General features: G+C 70.1%; 22 protein-coding genes. 7 read left to right on the forward strand and 15 right to left on the reverse strand.

Features of this window, described 5'->3' with window-relative positions; genetic code table 11:
- Positions 1-144: 144 nt before the first annotated feature.
- From BWR60_RS18155 to BWR60_RS18180, 6 genes are read right to left on the reverse strand one after another with little or no spacing between them, the layout of a single operon-like run.
- Positions 145-1,098, reverse strand: a complete 954-nt coding sequence (locus BWR60_RS18155; RefSeq protein WP_088152440.1) for an acetamidase/formamidase family protein — start codon at positions 1,096-1,098, stop codon at positions 145-147.
- Positions 1,088-2,710, reverse strand: coding sequence for an ABC transporter substrate-binding protein (locus tag BWR60_RS18160; RefSeq protein ID WP_230983092.1), 1,623 nt, complete (start codon positions 2,708-2,710; stop codon positions 1,088-1,090). The genes BWR60_RS18155 and BWR60_RS18160 overlap by 11 nt, the downstream gene beginning before the upstream one ends.
- 31 nt (positions 2,711-2,741) lie before the next feature.
- Positions 2,742-3,662: an ABC transporter permease gene (locus BWR60_RS18165; RefSeq protein ID WP_088152441.1), complete on the reverse strand. Its 921-nt coding sequence runs from the start codon at positions 3,660-3,662 to the stop codon at positions 2,742-2,744.
- Positions 3,662-4,510 (reverse strand): ABC transporter permease, encoded by an 849-nt coding sequence (locus BWR60_RS18170; protein WP_179221827.1) that lies wholly within the window; start codon positions 4,508-4,510, stop codon positions 3,662-3,664. Before BWR60_RS18170 ends, BWR60_RS18165 begins: the two co-directional genes overlap by 1 nt.
- Before the next feature lie 3 nt (positions 4,511-4,513).
- On the reverse strand, positions 4,514-5,113 hold the full coding sequence (locus tag BWR60_RS18175; RefSeq protein WP_088152442.1) for an ANTAR domain-containing response regulator: 600 nt from the start codon (positions 5,111-5,113) through the stop codon (positions 4,514-4,516).
- A gap of 2 nt (positions 5,114-5,115) precedes the next feature.
- The gene (locus BWR60_RS18180) at positions 5,116-6,288 is read right to left on the reverse strand and encodes a transporter substrate-binding domain-containing protein (RefSeq protein WP_088152443.1); all 1,173 of its coding nucleotides are present in this window, start codon (positions 6,286-6,288) and stop codon (positions 5,116-5,118) included.
- A 331-nt stretch (positions 6,289-6,619) separates the two neighbouring features.
- Between BWR60_RS18180 and BWR60_RS18185 the strand changes: the two genes are divergently transcribed.
- On the forward strand, positions 6,620-6,862 hold the full coding sequence (locus tag BWR60_RS18185) for a hypothetical protein (protein ID WP_088152444.1): 243 nt from the start codon (positions 6,620-6,622) through the stop codon (positions 6,860-6,862).
- Here BWR60_RS18185 and BWR60_RS18190 read toward each other — a convergent pair.
- The 4 genes from BWR60_RS18190 to BWR60_RS18205 form a co-directional block, all read right to left on the reverse strand.
- Complete coding sequence (locus BWR60_RS18190; RefSeq protein WP_144445658.1) at positions 6,859-7,344, reverse strand: Pycsar system effector family protein; 486 nt, start codon at positions 7,342-7,344, stop codon at positions 6,859-6,861. The genes BWR60_RS18185 and BWR60_RS18190 overlap by 4 nt on opposite strands.
- A 76-nt stretch (positions 7,345-7,420) precedes the next feature.
- Complete coding sequence (locus BWR60_RS18195) at positions 7,421-8,092, reverse strand: hypothetical protein (RefSeq protein ID WP_144445659.1); 672 nt, start codon at positions 8,090-8,092, stop codon at positions 7,421-7,423.
- A gap of 69 nt (positions 8,093-8,161) precedes the next feature.
- Positions 8,162-8,806, reverse strand: a complete 645-nt coding sequence (locus BWR60_RS18200; protein ID WP_088152447.1) for a glutathione S-transferase family protein — start codon at positions 8,804-8,806, stop codon at positions 8,162-8,164.
- 27 nt (positions 8,807-8,833) lie between these two features.
- Entirely contained in the window at positions 8,834-10,138 is a 1,305-nt protein-coding gene (locus BWR60_RS18205) for an MFS transporter (RefSeq protein WP_230983093.1), read from the reverse strand.
- 153 nt (positions 10,139-10,291) lie between these two features.
- On the opposite strand from BWR60_RS18205, the gene BWR60_RS18210 reads away from it, so the two are divergent.
- The 4 genes from BWR60_RS18210 to BWR60_RS18220 all read left to right on the forward strand — a co-directional run bounded on the left by BWR60_RS18210 (position 10,292) and on the right by BWR60_RS18220 (position 15,063).
- Positions 10,292-11,806: a serine hydrolase domain-containing protein gene (locus tag BWR60_RS18210; protein WP_088152448.1), complete on the forward strand. Its 1,515-nt coding sequence runs from the start codon at positions 10,292-10,294 to the stop codon at positions 11,804-11,806.
- A gap of 4 nt (positions 11,807-11,810) precedes the next feature.
- Entirely contained in the window at positions 11,811-12,272 is a 462-nt protein-coding gene (locus tag BWR60_RS36410) for a hypothetical protein (protein WP_144445660.1), read from the forward strand.
- Positions 12,273-12,393: 121 nt separating this feature from the next.
- Positions 12,394-13,254: a DUF1932 domain-containing protein gene (locus tag BWR60_RS18215; RefSeq protein WP_088152449.1), complete on the forward strand. Its 861-nt coding sequence runs from the start codon at positions 12,394-12,396 to the stop codon at positions 13,252-13,254.
- Positions 13,255-13,377: 123 nt separating this feature from the next.
- Positions 13,378-15,063, forward strand: coding sequence for an amidohydrolase (locus BWR60_RS18220; RefSeq protein ID WP_218823570.1), 1,686 nt, complete (start codon positions 13,378-13,380; stop codon positions 15,061-15,063).
- Between the two features lie 623 nt (positions 15,064-15,686).
- Here the strand turns inward: BWR60_RS18220 and BWR60_RS18225 are convergent.
- Together BWR60_RS18225 and BWR60_RS18230 are read right to left on the reverse strand one after the other, a co-directional pair.
- Positions 15,687-16,232 (reverse strand): hypothetical protein, encoded by a 546-nt coding sequence (locus BWR60_RS18225; RefSeq protein ID WP_088152450.1) that lies wholly within the window; start codon positions 16,230-16,232, stop codon positions 15,687-15,689.
- Positions 16,233-16,944: 712 nt separating this feature from the next.
- Positions 16,945-18,933 carry an FUSC family protein gene (locus BWR60_RS18230; protein ID WP_144445661.1) on the reverse strand — a complete coding sequence of 663 codons (1,989 nt, stop codon included), beginning with the start codon at positions 18,931-18,933 and terminating at the stop codon, positions 16,945-16,947.
- A 342-nt stretch (positions 18,934-19,275) separates the two neighbouring features.
- Between BWR60_RS18230 and BWR60_RS18235 the strand changes: the two genes are divergently transcribed.
- Complete coding sequence (locus BWR60_RS18235; RefSeq protein ID WP_088152490.1) at positions 19,276-20,286, forward strand: aldo/keto reductase; 1,011 nt, start codon at positions 19,276-19,278, stop codon at positions 20,284-20,286.
- A gap of 162 nt (positions 20,287-20,448) precedes the next feature.
- On the opposite strand, the gene BWR60_RS18240 is transcribed toward BWR60_RS18235, so the two are convergent.
- The 3 genes from BWR60_RS18240 to BWR60_RS18250 all read right to left on the reverse strand — a co-directional run bounded on the left by BWR60_RS18240 (position 20,449) and on the right by BWR60_RS18250 (position 23,126).
- Positions 20,449-22,137 (reverse strand): AMP-binding protein, encoded by a 1,689-nt coding sequence (locus tag BWR60_RS18240; protein WP_088152452.1) that lies wholly within the window; start codon positions 22,135-22,137, stop codon positions 20,449-20,451.
- 59 nt (positions 22,138-22,196) lie between these two features.
- Positions 22,197-22,484: a hypothetical protein gene (locus BWR60_RS18245; RefSeq protein WP_034835312.1), complete on the reverse strand. Its 288-nt coding sequence runs from the start codon at positions 22,482-22,484 to the stop codon at positions 22,197-22,199.
- Positions 22,485-22,658: 174 nt separating this feature from the next.
- Positions 22,659-23,126, reverse strand: a complete 468-nt coding sequence (locus tag BWR60_RS18250) for a VOC family protein (RefSeq protein WP_088152453.1) — start codon at positions 23,124-23,126, stop codon at positions 22,659-22,661.
- Positions 23,127-23,411: 285 nt separating this feature from the next.
- Here BWR60_RS18250 and BWR60_RS18255 point away from each other — a divergent pair, with 285 nt between their 5' ends.
- A complete protein-coding gene (locus BWR60_RS18255) occupies positions 23,412-23,693 on the forward strand; it encodes a hypothetical protein (RefSeq protein ID WP_088152454.1) in 282 nt (93 codons plus the stop codon).
- Positions 23,694-23,730: the final 37 nt, after the last annotated feature.

The following is a 23,730-nucleotide window of genomic DNA, read 5'->3' on the forward strand; positions in this document are numbered from 1 at the left end:
GGGCACGGGACTTCTGCCGAGCGGCTTTCGACCATCCGTAAACCTCAAGCCGGCTCTATCGGCTCGAACCCCCTCCCCCTAMCCCCCTCCCGCGAGGGGAGGGGGGACTCATTAGGGAGTGGGCGGAAAGGGAAGAGCGTCGCATCACTCGAACACGACACGCGGGAAGTAGAACGACACCACCCAGTTCGGCTGGTCGACGATCTCGCTGATGCGCAGGTCGCCGCAGACCGAGCACAGCATGTAGGCGTCGACCGCGGCCATGCCGCGGGTGCGGCACAGGAGCTCGACCATCTCGGCGACGGCGATGCGCGCCCCCTCCATCAGATCGGGGCCGACCCCGGTCGTCACCTCATAGCCCCTGGCGTCGAGATGGCGCGTCACCGGGCCGGGCGTCGAGAAGCGCGGCATCCGGAGGTTGGCGCCCTTCACCAGGTCCAGCTTCAGCGTCACCTTCATCGGGCTCTCGATGGCGGTGCCGCAGACCTCGCCGTCGCCCTGCGCCGCATGGGTGTCGCCGATCGAGAACAGCGCCCCCGCCACCTCGACCGGCAGCCACAGCGTCGCCCCGGCCGCCAGGTCGCGGATGTCGAGATTGCCGCCGACCCGCCGCGGCGGCACCACCGAATGCAGCCCGGGCTCGGCCGGCGCCACCCCGATGGTCCCTGCGAAGGGCTTCAGCGGCACCTTCGCCAGGGTCGAGAACAGGGCCGGCGCCAACGTATCGGCCTCATAGCGCCAGACATGCAGCGCCGGGTCCTTGAACTGGTCCGCCAGCAGGCCGAAGCCGGGGATGTTGGCGGTCCAGCCGAAGCCCGAGGGCGCATACTGGTCGAGCGTGATCTTCAGCGCGTCGCCCGGCTCGGCCCCGTCGACCAGGATCGGCCCGGTGACCGGGTTGACCTTGCCGAAATCGAGCGTCGCCACATCCGCGACCGTGCTGGAGGGAGTCAACTGCCCGGCCGAGCTGTCCAGGCAGTCGAACTCCAGCGTCGTCCCCGGCGCGACCGTGGCCGCCGGCGGGAAGTCACGATTCCAGCCGAAATGGTGGTGCGCGCCATGGATGGTGTGGTGGTGGTGATGGGGATTACTGGGCATCTTTGGTGTACACGTTGTCGTAGTTGACCGGGATGTGGACCGGGTCGACGAACAGGGCGTCGTCGCCGCCCATCCGTTCGGAGCGGATGGTGTAGCGCTGCTCGTTGAACACCGGCGCCCAGGGCGCGTCCTTCATGACGTCGAGGAAGATGTCCCGCCACTTGGCCTCGCGCTCCGCCGTCTTGGCCGGGTCGGCGATCGCATCCGCCTCGGCCGCGCGCTTGTCGAGATCCTCGTTGCAGTACCAGGACCAGTTCCAGCCGCCGGGCACCGCGCCGCCGCAGCCCAGGATCGGGCCGTAGAAGTTCGACGGGTCCGGGAAGTCGGCGATCCAGGCCATGCCGCCCGACCAGATCATGGTCGACTGCTTCTCGTCGCCGCCGGCGGCGATGACGTTGGCCTGGGCGAGGGCCTTGATCTCGGCCTTGATGCCGATCTGGGCCAGGTCCTGCTGGATCGCCTGGGCGATGCGCGGCTGCGGGTCGGTGTTGGCGACGTAGAGGTCGGTGGTGAAGCCGCTGCCCTGGCCGGCTTCGGCCATCAGCTTCTTGGCGCCCTCGACATCATAGGCATAGCCCTTGTAGTCGGCGGCATAGCCCGGCATCGACGGTGGCAGCGGCTGGTTCGCCGGCTTGGCGCGGCCGTTGATGATGCGGATGATGCGGTCCTTGTTGATCGCCATGTTGACCGCCTGGCGCACCCGCACGTCGTCGAAGGGCTTGGCCTTGACGTTCATGGTGATGTAGCCGGTGTGCAGCTGGCTGCCCTGGATGATCAGGCCCTTATAGGCCGGGTCCTGGGTGACCTCGAGGAACTTGGCCGGCGGGATGCCGTCGCCGGCGATGTCGACCTCGCCGCGCTGCAGCCGCAGCAGGGCGACCACCGGCTCCTGGCCCACCTCGAACACGATCTTGTCGAGATGCGGCAGTCCCTTGTGGAAATAGTCGGGGTTGCGCTCGAACACGATGCGCTGGCCCAGCGTCCATTCGGTCATCTTGAAGGCGCCGGTGCCGACCGGGTGCTTGCCGAAGTCAGCACCGTATTTCTCGACCTCTTCCTTCGGGACAACATGAGAGAAGTTCAGCGCCATCTTGTGCAGGAAGGGTGCGTCCGGCCGGGTCAGGCGGAAGACGACGGTGTAGTCGTCCGGCGTCTCGATGCCGCTCAGCTCCTTGGCCTTGCCCTTGGAGACGTCCTCGAAGCCCTGGATCGAGTCGAAGAAGCCGGCGCCGGGGCTCTGCGTCTCTGGCTGCACCACGCGGTCCAGCGAGTATTTGACGTCGGCGGCCTTCAGCTCGCGGCCGTTGTGGAACTTGACCCCGTGCCGCAGCTTGAAGGTGTAGGTCAGGCCGTCGGCCGAGACCTCGAAGCTCTCGGCCAGGTCCGGCACCAGCTCGGTGGTGCCGGGCTTGTAGTCCATCAGCCCGTCGAACAGGCTCTTGATCATCGACCAGTTCTGCCAGTCATAGCCGATGGCGGGGTCGAGGGTCGACACGTCGTCCTTGTAGGTGACGGTCATGGTGCCGCCCGGCTTGATGTCCTGGGCCATCGCGGGCGACGCGAGGGCCAAAGTGAGGGCGGCGGCACCGGCGAGCAGCAACGACTTCAGCATGAAATCTCCTCTTGTTCGGTGCGGTTGTCCGTCACCGCAGCTTGATCCTCGGGTCGATGAACGGGGCGATCAGGTCGGCCAGCAGGTTGCCCAGCACGATGGCGACGGCCGAGACCAGCGTCACGCCCATGATGATCGGGATGTCGATGCGCTGGATCGCCTGCCAGGTCAGCTGGCCGATGCCGGGCCAGCCGAACACGGATTCGACGACGACGATGCCGCTCATGAACAGGCCGATATCGATGCCGATCATGGCGATGATCGGCAGCAGGGCATTGGGCAGGGCATGCGCCAGCACCACGCGCCAGGCGCCTAAGCCCTTGGCCCGGGCGGTGCGCATGTAGTCCTGGCGCAGCACGTCCAGCATCGCCGACCGCATCATCCGCGAGTACCAGCCGGCGCCCAGCAGCCCGAGCGTCAGCGAGGGCAGGACAAGATGCGCGAAGGTGCCGTAGCCGCTGAGCGGGAACCAGGCCAGCTGCCAGCCGAAGACATACAGCAGCAGCATGCCGACCACGAATTGCGGCGCCGAGACGCCGATGAAGGAGGTCAGCATCAGCGCATGGTCGGCGGCGGTGTTGCGCCGCAGCGCCGCGATCACGCCCATGGTCAGGCCCAGCGCCAGCTCGCAGACGATGGCGCCGACCATCAGCAGCAGGCTGGCCGGCAGCCGGCTCATGATCAGCGTCGCCACCTCGGTCCGCTGCAGGTAGGAGCGGCCGAGATCGCCCTGCAGCAGGGCACCGAGATAGCGCAGATACTGCTCGTGGAACGGCAGGTCGAGGCCGAGCTGGGCGCGGATGTTGGCCACCACCTCCGGCGTCGCGCTGCGCCCGGCGATCTGCCGCGCCGGATCGGCCGGCAGCAGGTACAGCAGGATGAAGGTCACCAGGCTGACGCCCAGCAGGATCAGCACGGCCTGGACCAGGCGGCGGAGCAGATAGGCGCCCATCAGTGCCGGCCCTTCTGCGTCGGGTCCAGGATGTCGCGCAGCGCGTCGCCGACCAGGTTGAAGGCCAGGGCCAGCAGGATGATGGCGGCACCGGGGATGAATACCAGCCAGGGCGCGGTCGAGAAGTAGGTCTGGTTCTCGAAGATGATGTTGCCCCAGCTCGGCGTCGGCGGCTGCACGCCGATGCCGAGGAAGGACAAGGTCGCCTCCAGCAGCACCGTGGTGGCGATGCCCAGCGTGCCCCAGACGATGGTGGTGGACAGCAGATGCGGCAGCACATGGCGCAGCAGGATGCGGCCGCGGGAGGCGCCGAGGCCCCATTCCGCCTCGATGAAGTCGCGCTCCGCGATCGACCGGGTCTCGGTGTAGATGATGCGGGCGATCTGCACCCAGTTCACCATGGCGATGACCAGGGCCACGATCCACAGCGACGGCTTGAAGATCGCGGCCAGCACGATCGCCAGCAGCAGCGCCGGGAAGGCCATCATCAGGTCGGTGAAGCGCATCATCGCCGCCCCCAGCCAGCCGCCGACGAAGCCGGCGACGACGCCGAAGAAGGTGCCGATCAGCACCGCCGCGCCATTGGCGACCACGCCGATGATCAGCGAGGTCTGGGCGCCGTAGACCAGGCGCGAGAACATGTCCCGGCCCAGCAGGTCGGTGCCCATCCAGAACCGGCCGTCCGGGGGCAGGGGCGCGCCTTCCAGCGTCAGCCCGTCGAACAGCTGCTCGTCGGGCGAGAAGGGCACGATCCAGGGGGCGAGCAGCGCCGCGGCCACCACCACCAGGATCACGACCAGCCCGAACAGGGCCAGCTTGCGGCGCAGCAGCTGCTTCAGGATCGCCACGGCTCAGCCCCCGCGCCGGCCGGCGGCCGGGTCGGTCGGGCCGGCGGCGAGGTCGAGGCAATGCTCCTCGATGCTGCGGCGGCGCTGCATCGCGGCGCTGCGGATCTCGCGGAAGGCGTCGGCCTCGCTCAGCCCCCGCTGCGCCATCAGCGTCAGGATGGCGCGCACCACCACGGGGCGCAGCCGCAGCCGGGTCTCCAGGTCGGCGATCCGGGCCTCGCGGTCGCGGCGCTCGGCGAAACCGTGCTCGGCGATCACCAGGGCGCTGAACACGCCGCCGGAGGCGACCGGCTTCAGCAGATGGCCGGTGGCGCCCTGGGCCAGAACCCAGTCCAGCCGCCCTGGCGCCTCCGACCCGATCAGGGCGACCAGGGGCATCGGCGGTGCGCCGGCGGCCCAAGGGAACTGGCCGTCATGCGCGGTATCGGCGTCGAACAGCACGAAGTCGGCGGCCAGGTCGGAATCGGCCAGCGCCGGCCAGGCCGGGCGGGCGGCGATGCCCAGCCGCTCAAGCTGGCGCAGCACCGCATCGGTGGCGAGGTGGGGCCGATGCAGCACCACGGCGCTGCGGCCGCGGAAATTGGGGGTGGGGACGCGGCGCATGCTCACTTCACCCGCTTCAGCCGCGGCGCCGCGCCGGGCTTGAGCACCCGCCGGGCCAGGGCCGCGGCGTCGAACTCGACCAGATACGGGTCCGGCGCCACCGGCGCCGCGGCGCGGTCCAGGATCTCGAAGCCGCCATCGGCGCCGATCCGGCCCAGGCAGGGCGTCAGCGCCGCGTGGTTGGTGCGTGGGTCGATGCCGAGCGGCCCCAGCGGCGTGGCGAAGCGGCGGGCGTGCAGCACCGGCCGCAGCGCCTCCGGCGCGTCGGTGCCGGCCTCGCGGATCGCCTCGGCCAGCATCCGCACCGCGGCATAGCCCCCGGCGAGGAAGGCCGAGTTGCGCCGGCCGGCACCGAAGCGCGCCCGCGCCCGGTCGCGGAAGCTGCGGTTCTCGGCGGTGTCGACACCCCCGAAATAGATCGCGCTGCTGAGATGGCCGATGCCGGCCGGGCCGATCAGCCCCAACTCGCATTCGGTCAGGTTGCAGCTGACGATCGGGCAGCGGTCCGGGCCGAAGGTCGGGTCGCTTTCCGCCAGCGCCTGATAGGCCCGGAAGAAGGCGTAGCTGGACGGGCCGATCAGGTTGTTCAGGATGAAGTCGGGCCGCTTCTCCCGCACCTCCTGCACCAGCCTTCCGACATCCTCGCTGCCGATCGGCAGGTAGCGCTCGGCCAGCACCTCGCCGCCGCAGGCGCCGATCAGCTCGCGCGCCACGCGGTTGACCTCCCAGCCCCAGATGTAGTTCGAGCCCAGCAGGACGGCGCGGGTGCCCCAGCGCGGCAGCACATGCTGGAACAGCGGCACGATGTGCTGGTTCGGGGCGGCGCCGGTGTAGATCACGGCCTCGCTGCTCTCGAAGCCCTCATAGGGGCAGATGTACCAGAGCAGCGCGTCGTGCTTCTCGATCGTCGGCAGCACCTCCTTGCGCGACAGCGAGGTGATGGTGCCGACGATCTGGCGGCAGCCGCCCTCGCGGATCGCCGCCTCGCACAGCGCGTGATAGCGGTCGATCACCCCCTCGGGGTTGGCCGTGACGGGGGAGAGGGTGAAGCCGAATCCCTCATCGGCGTTGACCTCCTCCAGCGCCATCAGCGCGCCGTCCAGCGCGTCCCGCCCGATGGCGCCGTAGGGCCCGGTGGTCGAATAGAGAAGACCGATCGCGTAGCTCGCCCGCACGTCCTGCCCCTGTGAACGCAAAAAAGCCCCCTGAACGCACAAAACCCCATCGCCTGCCGTCGCCGGCTTGCGGATGGGGCTTCATTGCCGCTCTTGCCCCGCGGGCAAGAAGACTATCGTGTTGTTCCTCTCAGGATACGAGCCGGCCGGTTCCTGTCAATCGCGATGCAAGATTAAGTCCGGCGCCCGTCGCCCTGCCGTCATGGCGAGGAGCGCAGCGACGTGGCCATCCAGGGCCGGTGCGAGCGGCCCGGATGGCCACGCCCCTTCGGGGCCCGCCATGACGTGGAAGGGAGTGGCTTTCTCTCCTGTGAGAGATATGATCCCGGATATGAGAGATTCAATTCCATCGCAGCTCCTCTTCGGCCTCGGCCACAACGGCGGCCCGCCGCTGGAGGAGGAGCATCCGGATTCCGCGCCGTCCTGGCGGCACTTCTGCTGGAAGAAGGCGCATGCCGCCGCCTGGAAGACGCCGCCGCGCGAGATCGCCCTGCGCCGCCTGGCCCGGGCCGAGGAACTCGGCATGAGCTATCGCGACTACACGCTGGCGATCATGGAGGGGAAGTACCTCTAACCCACCGCCATCAGCAGCACATAGCAGAGGATGACCACGGCGAGGCACCGGAACGCGTAAGCGACATAGCGGTACTTGGCCTGGCAGATCGCTGCCAGGTTGCGGGCATTGGCGGTGTATTCCGCGGCGATGAAGCCGGGCTCCGTGCGGCGGGCGGCATGTTCCAGCCGCTCGCCGGCCTGCGGCCAGGCCGCCCAGTACAGGCAGGCGCCGCCGTTGCGCTTGCGCGGCAGCAGCACCAGCGCCACGCAGACCAGCCCGGCGGCCAATGCCGCCACCAGCACCAGGCACAGGATCCATTTCGCCGAGGGGAAAGGAACGCTTCGGGTCCAGGTGAAGACCGACCGCATCTCCGGCGACCAGGCCACCAGCGCGATCAGGAAGGTGAAGATATAGGCCGCCTTCTGGTCGGCGATCTTGATCTGCTCGTGGAAGGTCTGGTTGATGGATTTGAGGTAGTCGATGTGGTCGGCGGCGTTCATCTCGGCCCGGAACAATGCCAGTCTTGAAATACGATACCTGGATACCGGCCATGCCGGGAAACCGCAAGCCGGCGGTTCAGCCCGGCTTGCCCGGTCTATCGGTCACGACCTTCAGCCGGACCAGGTCGTCATGGTCCAGCAGGCGGATGTCCGGCCCCGCGAAGCTGCGGGTGATGAACTCGGGATCGACCCCCATCTGCGCCACATAGGCGGCGATGAGATAGCCCGACAGCCGCATCGCCTGCCGGATCTCCTCGGCATCGACGGCCCGGCCGACCCGGGCCTGGTCCACCGCCGGGCGATGGATGCCGAAGTCGCCGCCGTCCACGCGGCGCCGGACGCCGCCGAGAAAGGCCAGGGTGCAGGCGGAGAAGCAGTTGGAGAACTGGGTCTCGGCCCGGCCGTCGACGTGACGGATCTTGACCCGCCCGACCACGGTGTCGAACCCGCCCTCGCGGAACATCTGTCCCAGCCGCGTGCCGTAGACGATCAGCCCGCCATGGGAGTTGAGCCGAACCAGCCGCGGCGGATCCGGGGTGCGCGCCAGGAAGGCCTCGAACCGTCCCGGGGTGCTGCGGTCGATCTCACCCTCGGCCAGGATCCAGAAGCAGGTGGCGCAGTCCTGCGCCGGTCCCTGGCGCTTGAACGTCATCGACGCCGCCGCCGCTGAGTGGGCCGCCGCCGCCCAGAGCAGCCCGGCCATCAGCATCAGCAGGCGGGCGGGGCGGAGGCGGTCTCGGTTCGGCATCGTCGGCGGCGGTGAGGGACACCGGAGCTTAGGCCGAAACGGGGCGCAGCGGAATGGCCGGCGCTCCGCTCAGCTCAGCGGCGGCGCGACGAAGCGGCGATAGCCCTCGCGCTCCGCCAGCCGGGCGTGCCAGCGCTCCAGCTGCGGCAGCTCCGGCTTGGCCACGCCCTCGACCCCGAACCAGCGCCGGGCATAGGCGCCCAGCACGATGTCGGCCAGGGTGAAGACCTCGCCCTCCAGGAAGCGCCGGCCGGCCAGGTGGCGGTCGACAATGCCCCACAGCGCCGCCACGGCGTCGACCGCTTCCTGGATCGCCGTCCCGTCGCGCTCCGCCGGCGGGGTGCGGACGAGGCCCCAGAACACCGGCCGCTCGGCCGGCTGCAGGGTCGACAGGCTCCAGTCCAGCCAGCGGTCGACCCCGCCGCGGATCCTCGGGTCCGGCGGATACAGGGTTCCGCCCGCGCCATATTGCTGGGCCAGGTAGCGGATGATGGCGTTGGACTCCCACAGCACGTAGTCGCCGTCCATCAGCAGCGGCACCTTGCCGTTCGGGTTCTTCGCCAGGTATTCGGGCGCGGTGTTCACGCCGAACTGCATGCCGGCGTCGATCCGCTCATAGGCCAGGTCGAGCTCCTGGCAGCACCAGAGCACCTTCTGCACATTGACCGAATTGACCCGGCCCCAGAGGCGGATCTGCGGAGAGGGAGAGGGCACGGGGAGGCTCCTTGACCGGGGCGGGCACTATGCCTTGCCCGTCCATGACGGCGCCGGGGCGCCGCGGAGATATCGGCCGACGACGAGGGCGATCGCCGCGGCGGCGGCCAGGCTGGCGGCCAGCAGGGCCATGCCGGCGGTGAAGCTGCCGGTCGATTCCTTGATCCAGCCGACCGCATAGGGCCCGACGAAGCCGCCGAGATTGCCGATCGAGTTGATCAGGGCGATGCCGCCGGCCGCCGCGGTGCCGCCCAGGAACACCGGCGGCATCGTCCAGAACGGCCCGAGCGTGGCGTAGATGCCGATCGCGGCGACGCCGAGGAACACCAGCGACAGGATGTTCGATGAGGCGGCGATGCTGCCGGCGAAGCCGATGGCGCTGACCAGCGCCGGCAGGGCGACATGCAGCACGCGTTCGCCGGTCTGGTCGCTGTGGCGGCCCCAGACCAGCATGGCGCCGGCGCTGACCAGATAGGGCAGGGCGATGATCCAGCCGGTCTGCAGCGTGGTGAAGCCCATGCCCTTGACGATCTGCGGCAGCCACAGGCCGATGCCGTAGAGCCCGATGACGATGCCGAAATAGACCAGGCCCAGCAGGATCACGCGGATGTCGGCCAGGGCCGGCCACAGCGCGTGCAGCGGCGGATGCGCCGCGGCGGCGCGGTCGCGGGCCAGGTCGGCGGCGATCGCGGCGCGTTCGGTGTCGTCGAGCCAGGGCGCCTTGGCAGGCCCGTCCGGCAGCCAGGCCAGCACCAGCAGGCCCAGCAGGCAGGCCGGCAGCCCCTCGATGATGAACAGCCACTGCCAGCCCTTGAGGCCGAACCAGAGATGGGTGCTGTCGAGGATCAGGCCGGAGACCGGGGCGCCGACGGCGCTTGCCAGCGGCACCGCGGCCATGAACAGGGCGACGAAGCGGGCCCGCCGCGCCGCCGGGAACCAGTAGGTCAGGTACAGGATCATGCCCGGCAGGAACCCGGCCTCGGCAGCGCCCAGGAGGAAGCGCAGGATGGTGTAGCCCCAGATCCCCTGGACGAAGGCCATGGCGGCCGAGATCAGCCCCCAGGTCACCATGATCCGGCAGATCCACAGCCGCGCCCCGACCTTCTCCAGGATCACGTTGCTCGGCACCTCGAACAGGAAGTAGCCGAAGAAGAAGGTCCCGGCGCCCCAGCCGAAGACATAGGGCGTGATGCCCAGGTCGGCGTTCATGGTCAGGGCGGCGAAGCCGACATTCACCCGGTCGAGGAAGCTGACCAGGTACAGCAGGATCATGAAGGGGATCAGGCGCAGGCTCACCTTGCGGTACAGCGCCTCGCGATCGGCTTCCGGCACCTCGATCCTCCCACTCCGCCGCGCGATCTCCGCGACTCGTCGCCGAGCGTAGGAACGGATCGCCGATCGCGGAAGCCAAATCCGGTGATCCTGCCTATAAGGGAGTGTGATCGGACGGCCGCGGCCGAATCCGGCGAGACGGGAGGCGATGCGATGACGGGTGGAGAGCTGCGCTGGTCGGCGGCGGCGGAGGCGGCGGCCGGGATCGCCGCGGCGTGGGGGCCGGGCGAACCCGGCGGCGGCGTCGCCGTGTTCGACGCGCGCGAGCTGCGGGTCGAGGCCTGCGGCGGCGTCGACAGCCTGGCCGGCGGCAGCGCCTTCTCCGGCGACACGGTGGTGCGCTACGCCTCGGTCACCAAGCACGTCTTCGCGGCGCTGGCCCTCAGCCATGGCGGCATCGGCCTGGACGACCCGCTCGGCGGGCTGCTGCCCTCCCTGCGCGGCGACCTGGCGGCGGTCACCGCCGGAAGGGCGCTCGACATGACCGGCGGCCTGCCGGATCTCGGCGAGACCCTGTCGCTGCTCGGCGTGCCGCAGGGTGCGGCGGTGGGGCGGGAGGAGAGCCTGGAGGTCCTGTACCGCCTGACCGGCCTCAACTTCCCGTCGGGGCACGAGATCTCCTATTCCAACACCGGCTACCGGCTGCTCGACGCGGCGCTGCTGCGGCGCGGCACCGCCTTCGCCGATCTGGTGCGCGACCGCATCGCCGGGCCGCTCGGCATCGGCTTCCGGGTGCCGGAGACCTGGGTCGACCCGATCCGCGGCCTCGCCCCCGGCTACTGGAAGGACGGCACCGGCGCCTGGCAGCTCGCCACCTCCGGCCGGCACCTCTCGGCCTCGGGCTGCCTCACCGGCAGCCTGCACGACCTGGTGCGCTGGCAGCAGGCGGTGCTGTCCGATCGCGGCCCGGGGCAGGGCGTGCTGGCCCGGCTCGGCGCCCCCCGTCCCCTCGCCGACGGCCGGCCGACCGGCTATGGCCTCGGCCTCGCCTGGACACGGCTCGGCGCGCGCCGGCTGGTCGGGCATGGCGGCTCGCTGCTCGGCTACAAGACCCACTTCCTGCTGGATCCGGAGCAGGGCGTCGGCGCCGCCGTGGTCTCGAACCGCGAGGACACGGTCTCGCACGGCACGGCGCTGACACTGATGGCGGCGCTGCTGGGCGAGGACCTGCCGCAGCGCGGCACCTCGATCCCGGACGGGCTGTATGTCGCGGAGCAGGGGCCGGAGTGGCTGGAGCTGAAGGACGGCGTCGCCAGCTTCCTCGGCACCGGCGAGACGCTGTATCCCGGCGAGGATGGCTGGTCGGTCTCGCTCTCCGCCCATTTCCCGATGCGGCTGCGCTGGACGGGCGCGGTGGTGGAGGGCGAGATCGGCCATGCCGCGCGCCGCTTCCGCCCGGTCGCGCCGGACGGCGTGCTGGACCGGGTGCAGGGCGAATGGCGCTGCCCGGAGTTCCATGCCGGCGTCACCATCGCCGGCGAGCGGCTGGTGATCGGCGCCGGCCCGGTCCGGATGTCGGCGCCGCTGCTGCCGCTGGGCGGCGGCCGGCTGCTGGCCGAGGGGCGCGAGGGCGCCTGGCCGCTGCGCATCGGCCTGGCCTTCGACGGCGACACCGCCCGGCTGGCGCTGAACCGCAGCCGGGTGCTGCGGTTCCGGCGGGCGATCTAAGCCTATGACGCCCGCCGAGTATGTCGACGAAATCGTAGTGCCGACTATCATTGAATTCAAAAGCATGCGCCGATCACGACGGCACGCCTATCTCGCTTGCATCGCGGCATTCCATGTTAAGGATCACCTCAAGAAAGCGGGCGAGACAAGTATTGAGACGGCGATCCGGACAGCCGAGCCTCTCGCCTTCGATCTGGTTCGTGCAGTTTGCAATGGGACTAAGCACGTCAAAACCGATGCGACGCATCTGATCCCATTTCAGGCGGGCGACGATATGGACCGACCCGCCGCTATCTGGGGTGAAGCTGCATTCGACGTCTCTCGTTGGGATGACGAGCATGGCGGTAGAGAGGTCGCGGCCGGGACAATCAATCTCGACATCTACGAGTGTGTGCAGGCCGTTCTCTTTGCCTTCAAGGCGAAGTTTCCTATCCATCTTGGCAATTGCGATCTAAGCGGAATTTAATAGAGGCGAAAGGCCACGACCCACAGCTACTTGCCCGGCTTCCCGTCCTCGCCGGATCGCGCCATGATCCCCCGGCCGGGGCCCGGAAGGGGCGGCCGCCGGCGGAGCGAAAGGACATCCGATGCAACCGACCATCGCCGTCATCGCCCCCGGGGCGATGGGCAGCGGCGTCGCCCGGCGCCTGGCCGAGCATGGCGCCGCCGTTCCGACCCTGCTCGACGGCCGCAGCGCCGCCACCGTCGCCCGCGCCAGGGCCGCAGGCATGCAGGCGGCCGACGAGGCCGCGGTCGCCGCCGCCGACATCATCCTGTCGATCGTGCCCCCGGCCGAGGCGCTGGGCCTGGCCGGGCGGCTGGCGCCGGCCCTGCGCGCCGCGCCGCGCAAGCCGGTCTATGTCGACTGCAACGCCGTCAATGTCGCGACGGTGCAGGCGGTCGCCACCATCGTCGCGCCGACCGGCGCCGGCTTCGCCGATGGCGGCATCATCGGCGGCCCGCCCGTGCCCGGCGGATCCGGGCCGGTGCTGTACCTGGCCGGGCCGGACGCGGCGCGGCTCGGCGTGCTGCGCGACCTCGGCCTGCGCCTCCAGGTGCTGGACGGGCCGGTCGGCGCCGCCTCGGCCCTGAAGATGAGCTATGCCGGCATCACCAAGGGCCTGACCGGCCTGGCCGCCGCCATGATCCTGGGGGCGGAGCGGAACGGCGCCGGGCCGGCGCTGCACGCCGAGCTGGCGGCCAGCCAGCCGCAGCTGCTGGCCCGGTTCGGCAAGGGCCTGCCGGACATGTACGCCAAGGCCTATCGCTGGGTGGCGGAGATGCGCGAGATCGCCGACTTCCTTGGCCCCGACGACCCGGCCCGGCTGATCTACGAGGGCATGGCCGGGCTGTATGAGCGCCTGGCCGCCGACATGGCGGGAGAGAAGCGGGACATCGCCGCGCTGGACGCCTTCCTGGACACGGACAAGGCCGACGCGGCGGCGTGACATCGGACAAGGCGGGCCTTCCCGGCCGGCGCCCGGGCACGGCCGGGTGCCGGAGCGGGCTTGACAGGGTGCGGCAACGGGCGAATGGTTTAAGCCTAAAACAAATCGCCGGGGGGAATTGCCGTGCGCCTGAGACTCCTCGCAACGGCCTTCTGCCTTGCGGTCGCGCTGCCCCTGGCGGCGCGGGCCGCCGAGATGGCGGACACGGTCTACCTCAACGGTAAGGTCTATACGGCCGATGCCGGCGACTCGGTGGTCCAGGCCTTCGCGGTGTCGGGCGGCCGGTTCCTGGCGGTCGGCAGCGACGACGAGGTCCGCCGCCATGCCGGGCAAGGCACCCGGGTGGTCGACCTCCACGGCCGTTTCGTCAGCCCCGGCCTGGCCGACGGCCATTTCCACAATGAGGGTGGGGGCGGCGGCATCGACCTGTCGCATGCGCGCAGCCTGCAGGAGCTGCTGACCATCGTCGCCAACGGCGCCGCCGCGGCGCAGCCGGGCACACTGCTGGTCTCCAACTCCGACTGGCATGAGGCCCAGCTGAAGGAGCAGCGCCTGCCGACGGCGGCCGAGCTCGACGAGGCGGCGCCGAACAACCCGGTGGTGCTGGTGCGCGGCGGCCACTCGATCATCCTCAGTGCCGGGGCGCTGAAGCGGTTCAACATCACCCCCGACACGCCGGTGCCGGCCGGCGGGCAGATCAGCCGCGACAAGGACGGCGCCCTGACCGGCGAGATCTTCGACACCGCCAAGGCGCTGGTGCCGCTGCCGGCGCCGAAGCCGCTGGCGATGGACGACATCGTCGCCACCCAGCGGGCCTTGAACGCCTACGGCATCACCGCCGTGCGCATCCCCGGCTCCTACAAGGGCGACATGCTGGAGGCGCTGCGGCTGTGGCGCCAGGCGGCAACGGACCACGCCCTGACGCTGCGCTACACCGTCTACATGCCGGGCTTCGGCTTCCGCACGCCGCAGCAGGTCGACGACGCCATCGCCCGATGGGGCGTCAAACAGGACGAGGGCGACGATTTCGTCCGCATCGGCGGCATCAAGCTGATCGTCGATGGCGGCTTCGAGGGCGGCCACCTGTCCCGGCCGTATCAGGAGCCCTACGGCAAGGGCGGCACCTATGCCGGCCTGACCGTGTCCCCGCCCTCCGCCTATGAGGCGGTGGTGAGGGAGATCAACCGCCAGGGCTGGCGCCCCACCACCCATGCGGTGGGCGACGCGGCGGTGGACGAGGTGCTGACCGCCTATGAGAAGGCCGATGCCGACACGCCCATCGCCGGCAAGCGCTGGGCCATCGAGCATGCCTTCGTCGTGCGGCCCGACCTGGTGAAGCGGATGCAGGCGATGAAGCTGATGGTCTCGGCCCAGGACCATCTCTACCTGGCCGCCCCGGTACTGAAGCGGTACTGGGGCGAGGACATCGCCGACGAGGTGACGCCGGTGAAGACCTTCCTCGACGCCGGCCTGCTGGTGGCGGGCGGCACGGATTCGCCGGTGATCCCGTTCAATCCCTTCTGGGAGCTGTATCATTTCGCCAGCCGCGACACGATTTCCGACGGCGTCTACGGCGCCGACCAGAAGATCGCCTCGCGGACCCTGCTGCTGCGGCTCGACACCATCAATTTCGCCAGGCTGATCGGCGAGGACGACCATCGCGGCTCGATCGAGCCCGGCAAGCTGGCCGATTTCGTCATCCTGACCGACGACTTCCTGACCGTCCCGGTCGAGAGGATCCAGGACATGAAGGCGCTGGCGACCTATGTCGGCGGCCAGGAAGTGTACCGGGATCCGGGCTACAGATAGGGATACTGGTGGGTTGGCGAGAGTCACGGCCTATTCCTTTTGCCTCTCCCGCTTACGAGACCTTTCCAGAGTTCCCAACACCGTCATTGCTGTGGATGTTCATTAATTCGTTGATCGTTTCGGAGGCTGAAGAAGCCGCTCTCAATGCATGGTCAGCCGCTATGACCAGCAGATTCAGCCTTGCTCAATGGAGCTGTGGGTAAGCTGCCTGCCGCAGCGACCTTCAAGAGTCAGGCGTAGGCTGGCAGCTTACCCACAGCGGCCGTCAGCGCCGCTCTCCCTTGACTTTGAGTATCCCGCCCACCCCTGGATGGATTCGTCGGCTTCGCCTCCTCGCAATGACGGCGAGGGTGCAGGTGTTGTGAAAAGGTCCCGCGTGGCGGGTGAGGGCGGGCCTCGACCTCGACAAAACCCCCTCACCCGGAGGTGCCGAGCGCCTCCGGCCTCTCCCGCAAGCGGGAGAGGCAAAAGGAGCAGTTCTGACCTCTTGGGGCCGCTTCTCTTCAACCCACACCGTCATTGCGAGCGCAGCGAAGCAATCCATGCAGCAACTCGTGCGGGACGATGGATTGCTTCGTCGGCTTCGCCTCCTCGCAATGACGATGTGAAGAAGCCCGGGGCGGCTAGCTGCTGTCCGGTTTCGACGGCGCCGGCATGGGCAAGCCCGCAGCGGGCTCGTCCATCGGACGGGGCCAATCCTCGGCAGGCACAGCTTCGGCGGCCTCGATTGCGGCATCGACGGTCGTCGTCTCATCGGCCCGGCCCTGCGGCAGCGGGATCGAGGGCGGCGGGCGGCCGAGCTTGCGGCACACCGCCTGCACGAACGCCTCCTCCGACAGCGTGTCGAGCTGCACGTCCAGGATCTCGTCCTCGACCAGCGTCTCCCGCACCACCAGGCGCAGATGCTCGGCGCCCTCGCCATCCGCGGGGGTCGCGGTCGCCTTGACGACGGCCTCGACGGCCTGCTCCCGGCGTTGGCGCCGGCGCTGCTGCTCGCCCGACGCCTCGCGCTCGCCCCGCCGCATCAGATAGTCGACGCGGATCCGCTCGGCCATCGCGGCCGACAGCCGGATCGACCGGGACAGGCGCGACTGGATCAGGCCGAACTCGACCGGCGACTCCGGCGACGCCCTCTCCTGCTGCCGCTCGGTCATCCGCTTGCTGCGCATGTCGATCTCGGCCGCCTGCTCTGCGCAGTGTTCTGTGGCCTTGGCGCTCGATCGGGACGCCAGGTTGAGACGGCACTCGACCCTTTGCAGGCTTCGACGGATCCCATTCTTTATGGGCTTGGGGTACATTGGTAATAGAATAGCGTGGTCTCGCCATATGGTTCGACAAAGAGGTGGACTGCGAGGCCTGTTGACAAGTCGACAGTCCACATCCCTACGTGACCCTGCCCAGTATCAGTAATCGCATAAATATAGTTTTTCTCTCTGGCATACGAGACGCTTGTTATCGCCTCATAGCCTCCAATTGAATCCGAGCCCCCGAATGTTTGGAACGAGATGCCTTTTTCTCTTAAATTGATGATGGTCTGCAAATAATATTCGCCGGTCCTTTTGTAGTCGGCTGATCGGCCAACAGGCAGTCCGGTGCTATTATGAACAAAATATGCAGATCTCTGCAGACACTCCCAATTCTCTGATTTTTTCCACTTTGCTGGCAGGCTACTCCACACATCCGCAAAAGTATGATCTTCTGCAGCAGCTTGCGATGACAATGCAAGAAAGCACAGCAGCAACCCTGGCAATTTTGGCATTGTGTTTCCCCCGGTCTGACACCCGATCATGCTCAAGAAGGGTGGGCTAGTCGAGTGCGGCACCAGCGGAGATCGTCCGCTTCCCGCCCTTCTCAGACTTCGTCGGCGAAGGCCACGCCCCACTACCCCGGCACCAGATGCTCCGCCGCGGCGCGCAGCAGCAGGATTTCCTGCAGCAGGCGTGACCGCTCCGGGACTTCGGCCGCGCCGTCCGGCGGCGGCAGGGCGGCGGGCAGGGCGGTGCCCTGGCGCAGCGCTCCCGCCAAAGCGGCGGTCTCGGCGCCGACCCAGCGTCCGAATTCCGCATCGCCGTCCCCGGCCTCCGGCCGGTGCAGCCAGGCGGCGGTGGCGGCGCCGGCCAGCTGGCGCGCCAGGACGGCGATGCTCAGCGCCGCGTCCAGCGCGTCGCGCTGCCACCACGCCTCCAGCAGGGTGCGGCCATGCACCGCCTCGGCATTGCCGCTGGCCAGGCCGGCGGCCCGCCGCGCCGCCTCGACCGCCGCCTCGTCGCGGCCGGGCGCGAAGGCCAGGGCGGCGTAGCGGCCATTGGCCTCGATCGCTGCCGCGAGGGCCGGGCGCAGCTGCCGGCCCTCGCGGCTCGGCCACAGCAGCAGGCCGCCGAGCAGGCCGATGACGCTGCCCAGCACATTGTTCAGCGCCCGCGTCCCGGCCAGGGCCCATTCGCTCGCGCCCGGCTGCGACAGCTCGACCACCAGCACGAACAGCGGGGTCAGGAAGAAGACGAACAGGCCGTAATTGACCGAGCGCACGGCCATGGTCGCGACCGCCAGCGGGAACACCGCGGCGGTGATGGCCAGGGGCGTGTGCAGCACCAGGCCCAGCAGCGCCGCCAGCACGCCGCCCAGCACGCTGCCGACCGCCCGCTCCAGCGCCCGCGGCCAGGTGGTCGCCACCGAGGGCTGCAGCACCAGCACGGTCGCGATCGCCATCCAGTAGGAATAGGCGAAGCCCAGCGCATGGCTCAGCAGCACCGCCGCGGTGGTGGCGACGGCGGCGCGCAGGGCGTGGCGCAGGATCTCCGACCGCGGGTTCAGATGCGCCCGCAGCGGCGCCAGCCGGGCCGCGATGCCGCGGGAGGCGGCGGCCGCCTGATCCCATCCCGGGGCTGGGCGGGCGCTGCCGGTGGCGCGGATCTCCTCGACGATCCGGGCCAGCCCGGCCGCGACCGGCCCCTCCATCCGCCCCGCCAGCAGGGCCAGCCGGTCCAGCGACCGCTGCGGCCCGGCGATCTCGCCGGGACCGGTGTCGAAGGAGCGGGCGCGGCGGTACAGGGTCAGCGCCAGCCGGCGCAGGGCCTGGCGCTCCTCCAGCCGCCGCCGGTCCCCGGCCGGGCCGGCATGCTGGCGCAGGTCCGACAGGGCGATCAGCTGGCCGAAGATCCGCTCGGCGATGTCCAGCGCCACCAGCAGCCGCTCGGCGTAGTCGCCCAGGCCGCGGCCGCGCATCGCCCGGCCCAGCGCCGCCCGCGCGCTCTCGATCGCGGCGCGGACCGCCGGGCGGTAGCGCTGGGCGTGCCGGGCCCAGGCCAGCGGCGCCGATCCGGGCTCGAGACGGGCCAGGCCCGCGGCCATGGCGGCCAGGCCGCGATAGGTCGCCGCCAGGGTGCTGCGCGCCGGCCGGAACGGATGGATGCGCCAGATCGACAGGGCCAGCAGCATGGCCCACAGGCAGCCGGCCAGATGGACGGCGGCGAACTCGGCCAGGCCGGCGGGGGAGGCGGTGGGATGGTCGGCGGCGGTGACGCAGACCACGGTGGCCAGCGTGCCGATCTGCCGCGCTGGCGCGCCATAGGCCCCGGCCATGGCGCCGATCAGGGCGCAGGGGAACACGGCGGCCGCGGCCCAGCCCCAGCCCTGCGACGCGGCCGCGGCGCCGGCGATGACGAATGCGGTGGACAAGAGGGCGAAGCCGGAAAGCGCGCGCAGCCGGTCCGCGTTCGGCCCGCCGGGATCGGCCAGGCAGGTCCAGAAGGCGGCGATCGCCGCCCAGGCCAGGATCGGCGCCTGCAGCAGCCCGGCGACGGCGACCACCACGGCGCAGGAGGCGGCGGCACGCAGGCCCTCGCCGAGGCTGAGGCCGCGCGGCGACACGGCGATGGCGGCACGGATCAGGGAGGGGCTCAGCGCTGTCGTCTCCTGTTCGGCGGCATGCCGCCCGTTCGCGCTCCTCCCGTGTTTGGCCGAGTCAGGATAGCCTGTCCGCCGGCCGATCGGCTGCGGCCCTGCGGCACGGCTGCCCTGCGATCGACGGGCAGCGCCGGGACGCGGTTTCGGGCGATGATCGGGTTTCCAGAGTTCTACGCCGTCATTGCGAGCGCAGCGAAGCAATCCAGGGGCCGGTGCGCGCCGGCCCCTGGATTGCTTCGTCGGCTTCGCCTCCTCGCAATGACGGAACGGGACGGGCAGAAGGCTCTTGCAGACAGGAGAAGGCCGATGGACTACCGCAACCTCGGGCGCAGCGGGCTGAAGGTGTCGCCGCTGTGCCTCGGCACCATGATGTTCGGCGGCCCGACCGACGAGCCGACCGCAACCCGCATCACCGACCAGGCGCGGGAGGCGGGGATCAACTTCATCGACACCGCCGACGTCTACACCGAGGGCCGGTCGGAGGAGATCGTCGGCCGGGCGATCGCGACGCACCGCTCCTGGTGGGTGCTGGCGACCAAGCTGGCCAACCCGACCGGCGACGGCCCGAACGACCGCGGCCTGTCGCGCCGCCGCGCCTTCGAGGCGGTCGACGCCAGCCTGCGCCGGCTGGGCACCGACGCGATCGACATCCTCTACCTGCACAAGGAGGATCCGGCGACGCCGCTGCAGGAGACGGTGTCGGCGCTGGCCGACCTGATCCGCCACGGCAAGATCCGCTATTTCGGCGTGTCGAACTACCGGTCCTGGCGGGTGGCGGAGATCTGCCGGCTGTGCGACCAGGCGGGGATCGAGCGGCCGGTGGTCAGCCAGCCCTACTACAATCTCCTGAACCGGATGCCGGAGACCGAGCACCTGGCCGCCTGCACCTATTTCGGGCTCGGCGTGGTGCCGTACAGCCCGCTGGCCCGCGGCGTGCTGACCGGCAAGTACAAGCCCGGCTCGACGCCCGGCGGGGACACCCGCGCCGGCCGCCAGGACAAGCGCATCCTGGAGACCGAGTGGCGGCCGGAGAGCCTGGCGATCGCCGCCGAGCTGGCCGAGCATGCGCGCGGCCGCGGCATCACCCCGGGCCAGTTCGCGGTGGCCTGGCTCCTGAACAACCGCATCGTCACCGCGCCGATCGCCGGGCCGCGGACCGAGGCGCAATGGGCGGATTATGTGGGAGCGCTGGACTACGCCTTCACGGCGGAGGACGAGGCGCTGGTGAACCGGCTGGTCGTCACCGGCCACCCGTCGAGCCCCGGCTACAACGACCCGGCCTACCCGATCGAGGGCCGGGTGCCGCGGGCGGGGTAGGGGCGTCAGGTTGGAGGGGCCGGAGCCACCCCCTCACCCGAAACCGCTGCGCGGTTTCGACCTCTCCCCGGGGGAGAGGTGGTTTTTTCCCTCTCCTTGGGGAGAGGGAGGGGCCCATTCGCGTTGGCGAATGGGAGGGTGAGGGGGAGAACCGGCCCCGCCTCACGCCGTCTCCACCGCCCTGATGCCCAGCTCCTCCTCCATCGCCTCGCGCATGCGGAACTTCTGGATCTTGCCGGTCACGGTCATCGGGAAGGCGTCGACGAAGCGGATGTAGCGCGGGATCTTCTGATGCGCGATCTGGCCGTCGCAGAAGCCGCGCACCTCCTCGGCCGTCAGCGCCTCGCCCTCGCGGATGCGGATCCAGGCGCACAGCTCCTCGCCGTATTTCGGGTCCGGCACGCCGAACACCTGCACGTCCTGGATCTTCGGGTGGCGGTACAGGTATTCCTCGACCTCGCGCGGATACACGTTCTCGCCGCCGCGGATCACCAAGTCCTTGATCCGGCCGACGATGTTGCAGAACCCCTCGGCGTCCAGCACCGCCAGGTCGCCGGAATGCATCCAGCCGGCGGCATCGACCACCTCGGCCGTCCTGTCCGGCTGGTCCCAGTATCCCCGCATCACCGAATAGCCGCGGGTGCACAGCTCGCCGCGCTCGCCGCGCGGCACGATCCGGCCCTCAGGATCGACGATCTTGACCTCGAGATGCGGGTGGATCCGGCCGACGGTCGACACCCGCCGCTCCAGCGGGTCGTCGACCGCGCTCTGGAAGCTGACCGGGCTGGTCTCGGTCATGCCGTAGCAGATGGTGATCTCGCCGATGTTCATCTGGCTGGCCACCCGCTTCATCACCTCGATCGGGCAGGGGGAGCCGGCCATGATGCCGGTGCGCAGGCTGCCGAGGCCGAACTCGGCGAAGCGCGGGTGGTCGAGCATGGCGATGAACATGGTCGGCACGCCGTAGAGGGCGGTGCAGCGCTCCTCCGCCACCGTGGCCAGCGTCGCCAGCGGGTCGAAGCCCTCGCCCGGATAGACCATGGCGGCGCCGTGGGTGACGGCGGCCAGGTTGCCCATCACCATGCCGAAGCAATGGTACAGCGGCACCGGGATGCAGATCCGGTCCTGCTCGCCCAGCGCCTGGCCGCGGCCGACGAACAGGCCGTTGTTCAGGATGTTGTGATGGGTCAGCGTCACGCCCTTGGGCGACCCGGTGGTGCCGCTGGTGAACTGGATGTTGGCCGGGTCGTCGAATTGCAGCGCACCGGACAACGCCGCCAGCCGCTCCCGCTCCGCAGCACCGCCCAGGCCGGCGACGCTGTCGAACGGGACGGTGCCGGGCGAGGCGCCGCCGATCTGGATCACGGCGCGCAGCGCTGGCAGCTTCGCCGCATGAAGCCGCCCGGGCTCGGCCGTCGCCAGCTCCGGCGCCAGGGTGTTCAGCATGCCGAGATAGTCGCTGGTCTTGAACGCGGTGGCGGTGACCAGGGCGGCGCAGCCGACCAGGTTCAGCGCGTATTCCAGCTCGGCCAGCCGGTAGGCCGGGTTGACCGTGACCAGGATCAGCCCGGCCTTGGCGGCGGCGAACTGGGTCAGCGCCCATTCCGCGCGGTTCAGCGACCAGATGCCGATGCGGTCGCCGGGCGAGAGGCCCAGCGCCAGCAGGCCGGCGGCGAAGGCGTCGGCGTGGCCGGCGAGGTCGCGCCAGCTCCAGCGCAGGCCCTGGGCCCGGTCGATCAGCGCCGGCCGGTCGGGCCAGCGCGCGGCGGCGCGGTCCAGCGCCTGGCCGATGGTCTCGCCCAGCAGCGGCGCGTCGGCGGTGCCGCTGACATAGCTCGGTGCGCTGACCATGGCGTCCCCTCCCGATCTGCCTCCGTTGGGAGGCAGTCTAGCGGGTGCGCCGAAAACGGCTAGTCGATCCAGCCGCGCTCGTCATTCGCCGCCACCAACGCCTTGTCGAAGGCGCGGAGGTCGAAGCGGCGGGCCTCGTCTTCCTCGGCCGGTGTCAGCGGGTCGGCGCGCCGCATCTCGGCCTCGGCCTCGGCGTCCAGGCCCTGGCGCAGCAGGTCGGTCGCGTGCTTCCAGTTCAGCCGCTGCCGCGGACCGGGGCCCGAGCCGGTCTGCGCCCAGTCGCGCAGGCCGATGCAGAGGGAGGTGAACAGCAGCAGGCCGGGATCGCCATTCGATTCCTGGCTCATGGGAACTCCAAGCGGTTCTGGTCGGGAAAGAACTGGCCCGGAGCCGCATGGAGGCAACCGGAGCCGCGGGCGGGACGGGCGTCCCAGCCGCGGCCCGGACTAGACCGGGCCGGCGCGGGCGTCAACGATCGATGACCGCAACGCTGCCGCCCGCCGTCCGGTCGTACCGTCCCGTCAGGCCCGGGCAGGGGCCGGGGAGGTGACCATCCAGGACACGCCGAAGCGGTCCGCGACCATGCCGAAGCGCGAGGCGAAGAAGGTCGGGCCCATCGGCATCTGCACCTGGCCGCCCTCGGACAAGGCCGCGAAAGCCTTCTCCGCCGCGGCGTCGGTCGGGAGATCGAGGGCCAGGGAGATGCCCTTGAACTCCGGCTTGCCCTGGCACATGCCGTCCGACGCCATCACCGCGGCGCCGCCGATGGTGAAGCAGGCATGCATCACCTTCTCGGCCATGTCGGGCGTCATCGGGCCGCAGCCTTCCGGCGGCTGCGCATCGGGTGGCGGCGGTGGGGCATCCTTGAAGCGGAACAGCTGCTCGACCTTGGCGCCGAGGGTGCGGGTGTAGAATTCGAGCGCCTCGTCGCAGCGCCCGTCGAAGAACAGGTACGGCTTGATCGCCTGGGAAGCGGACTGGCCTTGCATGATGAGGTCTCCTGGGTGAAGCCGGACCGGCCGAACGACGCCGGTTCTGAGCCAAGGACGTAGGCCGATGGCTCACCCCGACATCGCGGGCGGAAATTTTTTCTGGCCGCCCCGGTGCGAAATTCGTCCCAGCCGCGGAACAAGACCGCCCCCTCGCCGGTTGCCGACCCGTGGACCTCACCATCGAGCCACGCGGCGAGCCCGGACCCGGCGGTCGGGGCGGCGCGGCGAGGCCCGGCATCGCTCGTCCCGGCAACGGGGCCTGACAGGGAAAGGACCAACTGCATGAGCCGATCCGCCTCGTCGATCAGCCTGCGCGTGCTCGCCGCCTACCGCTCCAGCCGCGAGGCCGGGGCGGATGAGTGGAGCGCCTGTGAGACGGCGCTGGAGGTCGTCCGCCGCGCCCATCCGGAAGCGTCGCCGGATTTCGCCAACACCGTCGTCGCCGACGTCCTGCGCGAGGCCTATCCGCCCAGCCGGGTCACCCGCCGGGGCCAGGTCGAATGGCCCGTGTCCGGGGCGCCCCGGCCGTCCACCGGGAAGGGGAGGGCGGACGCGCGGCTCTAGCCGCGCACGGTCTCCTTCCGCCATCCCGTCCACGCCG

Source organism: Inquilinus limosus (assembly GCF_002195995.1).
Taxonomy (GTDB): Bacteria; Pseudomonadota; Alphaproteobacteria; order DSM-16000; family Inquilinaceae; genus Inquilinus; species Inquilinus limosus_C.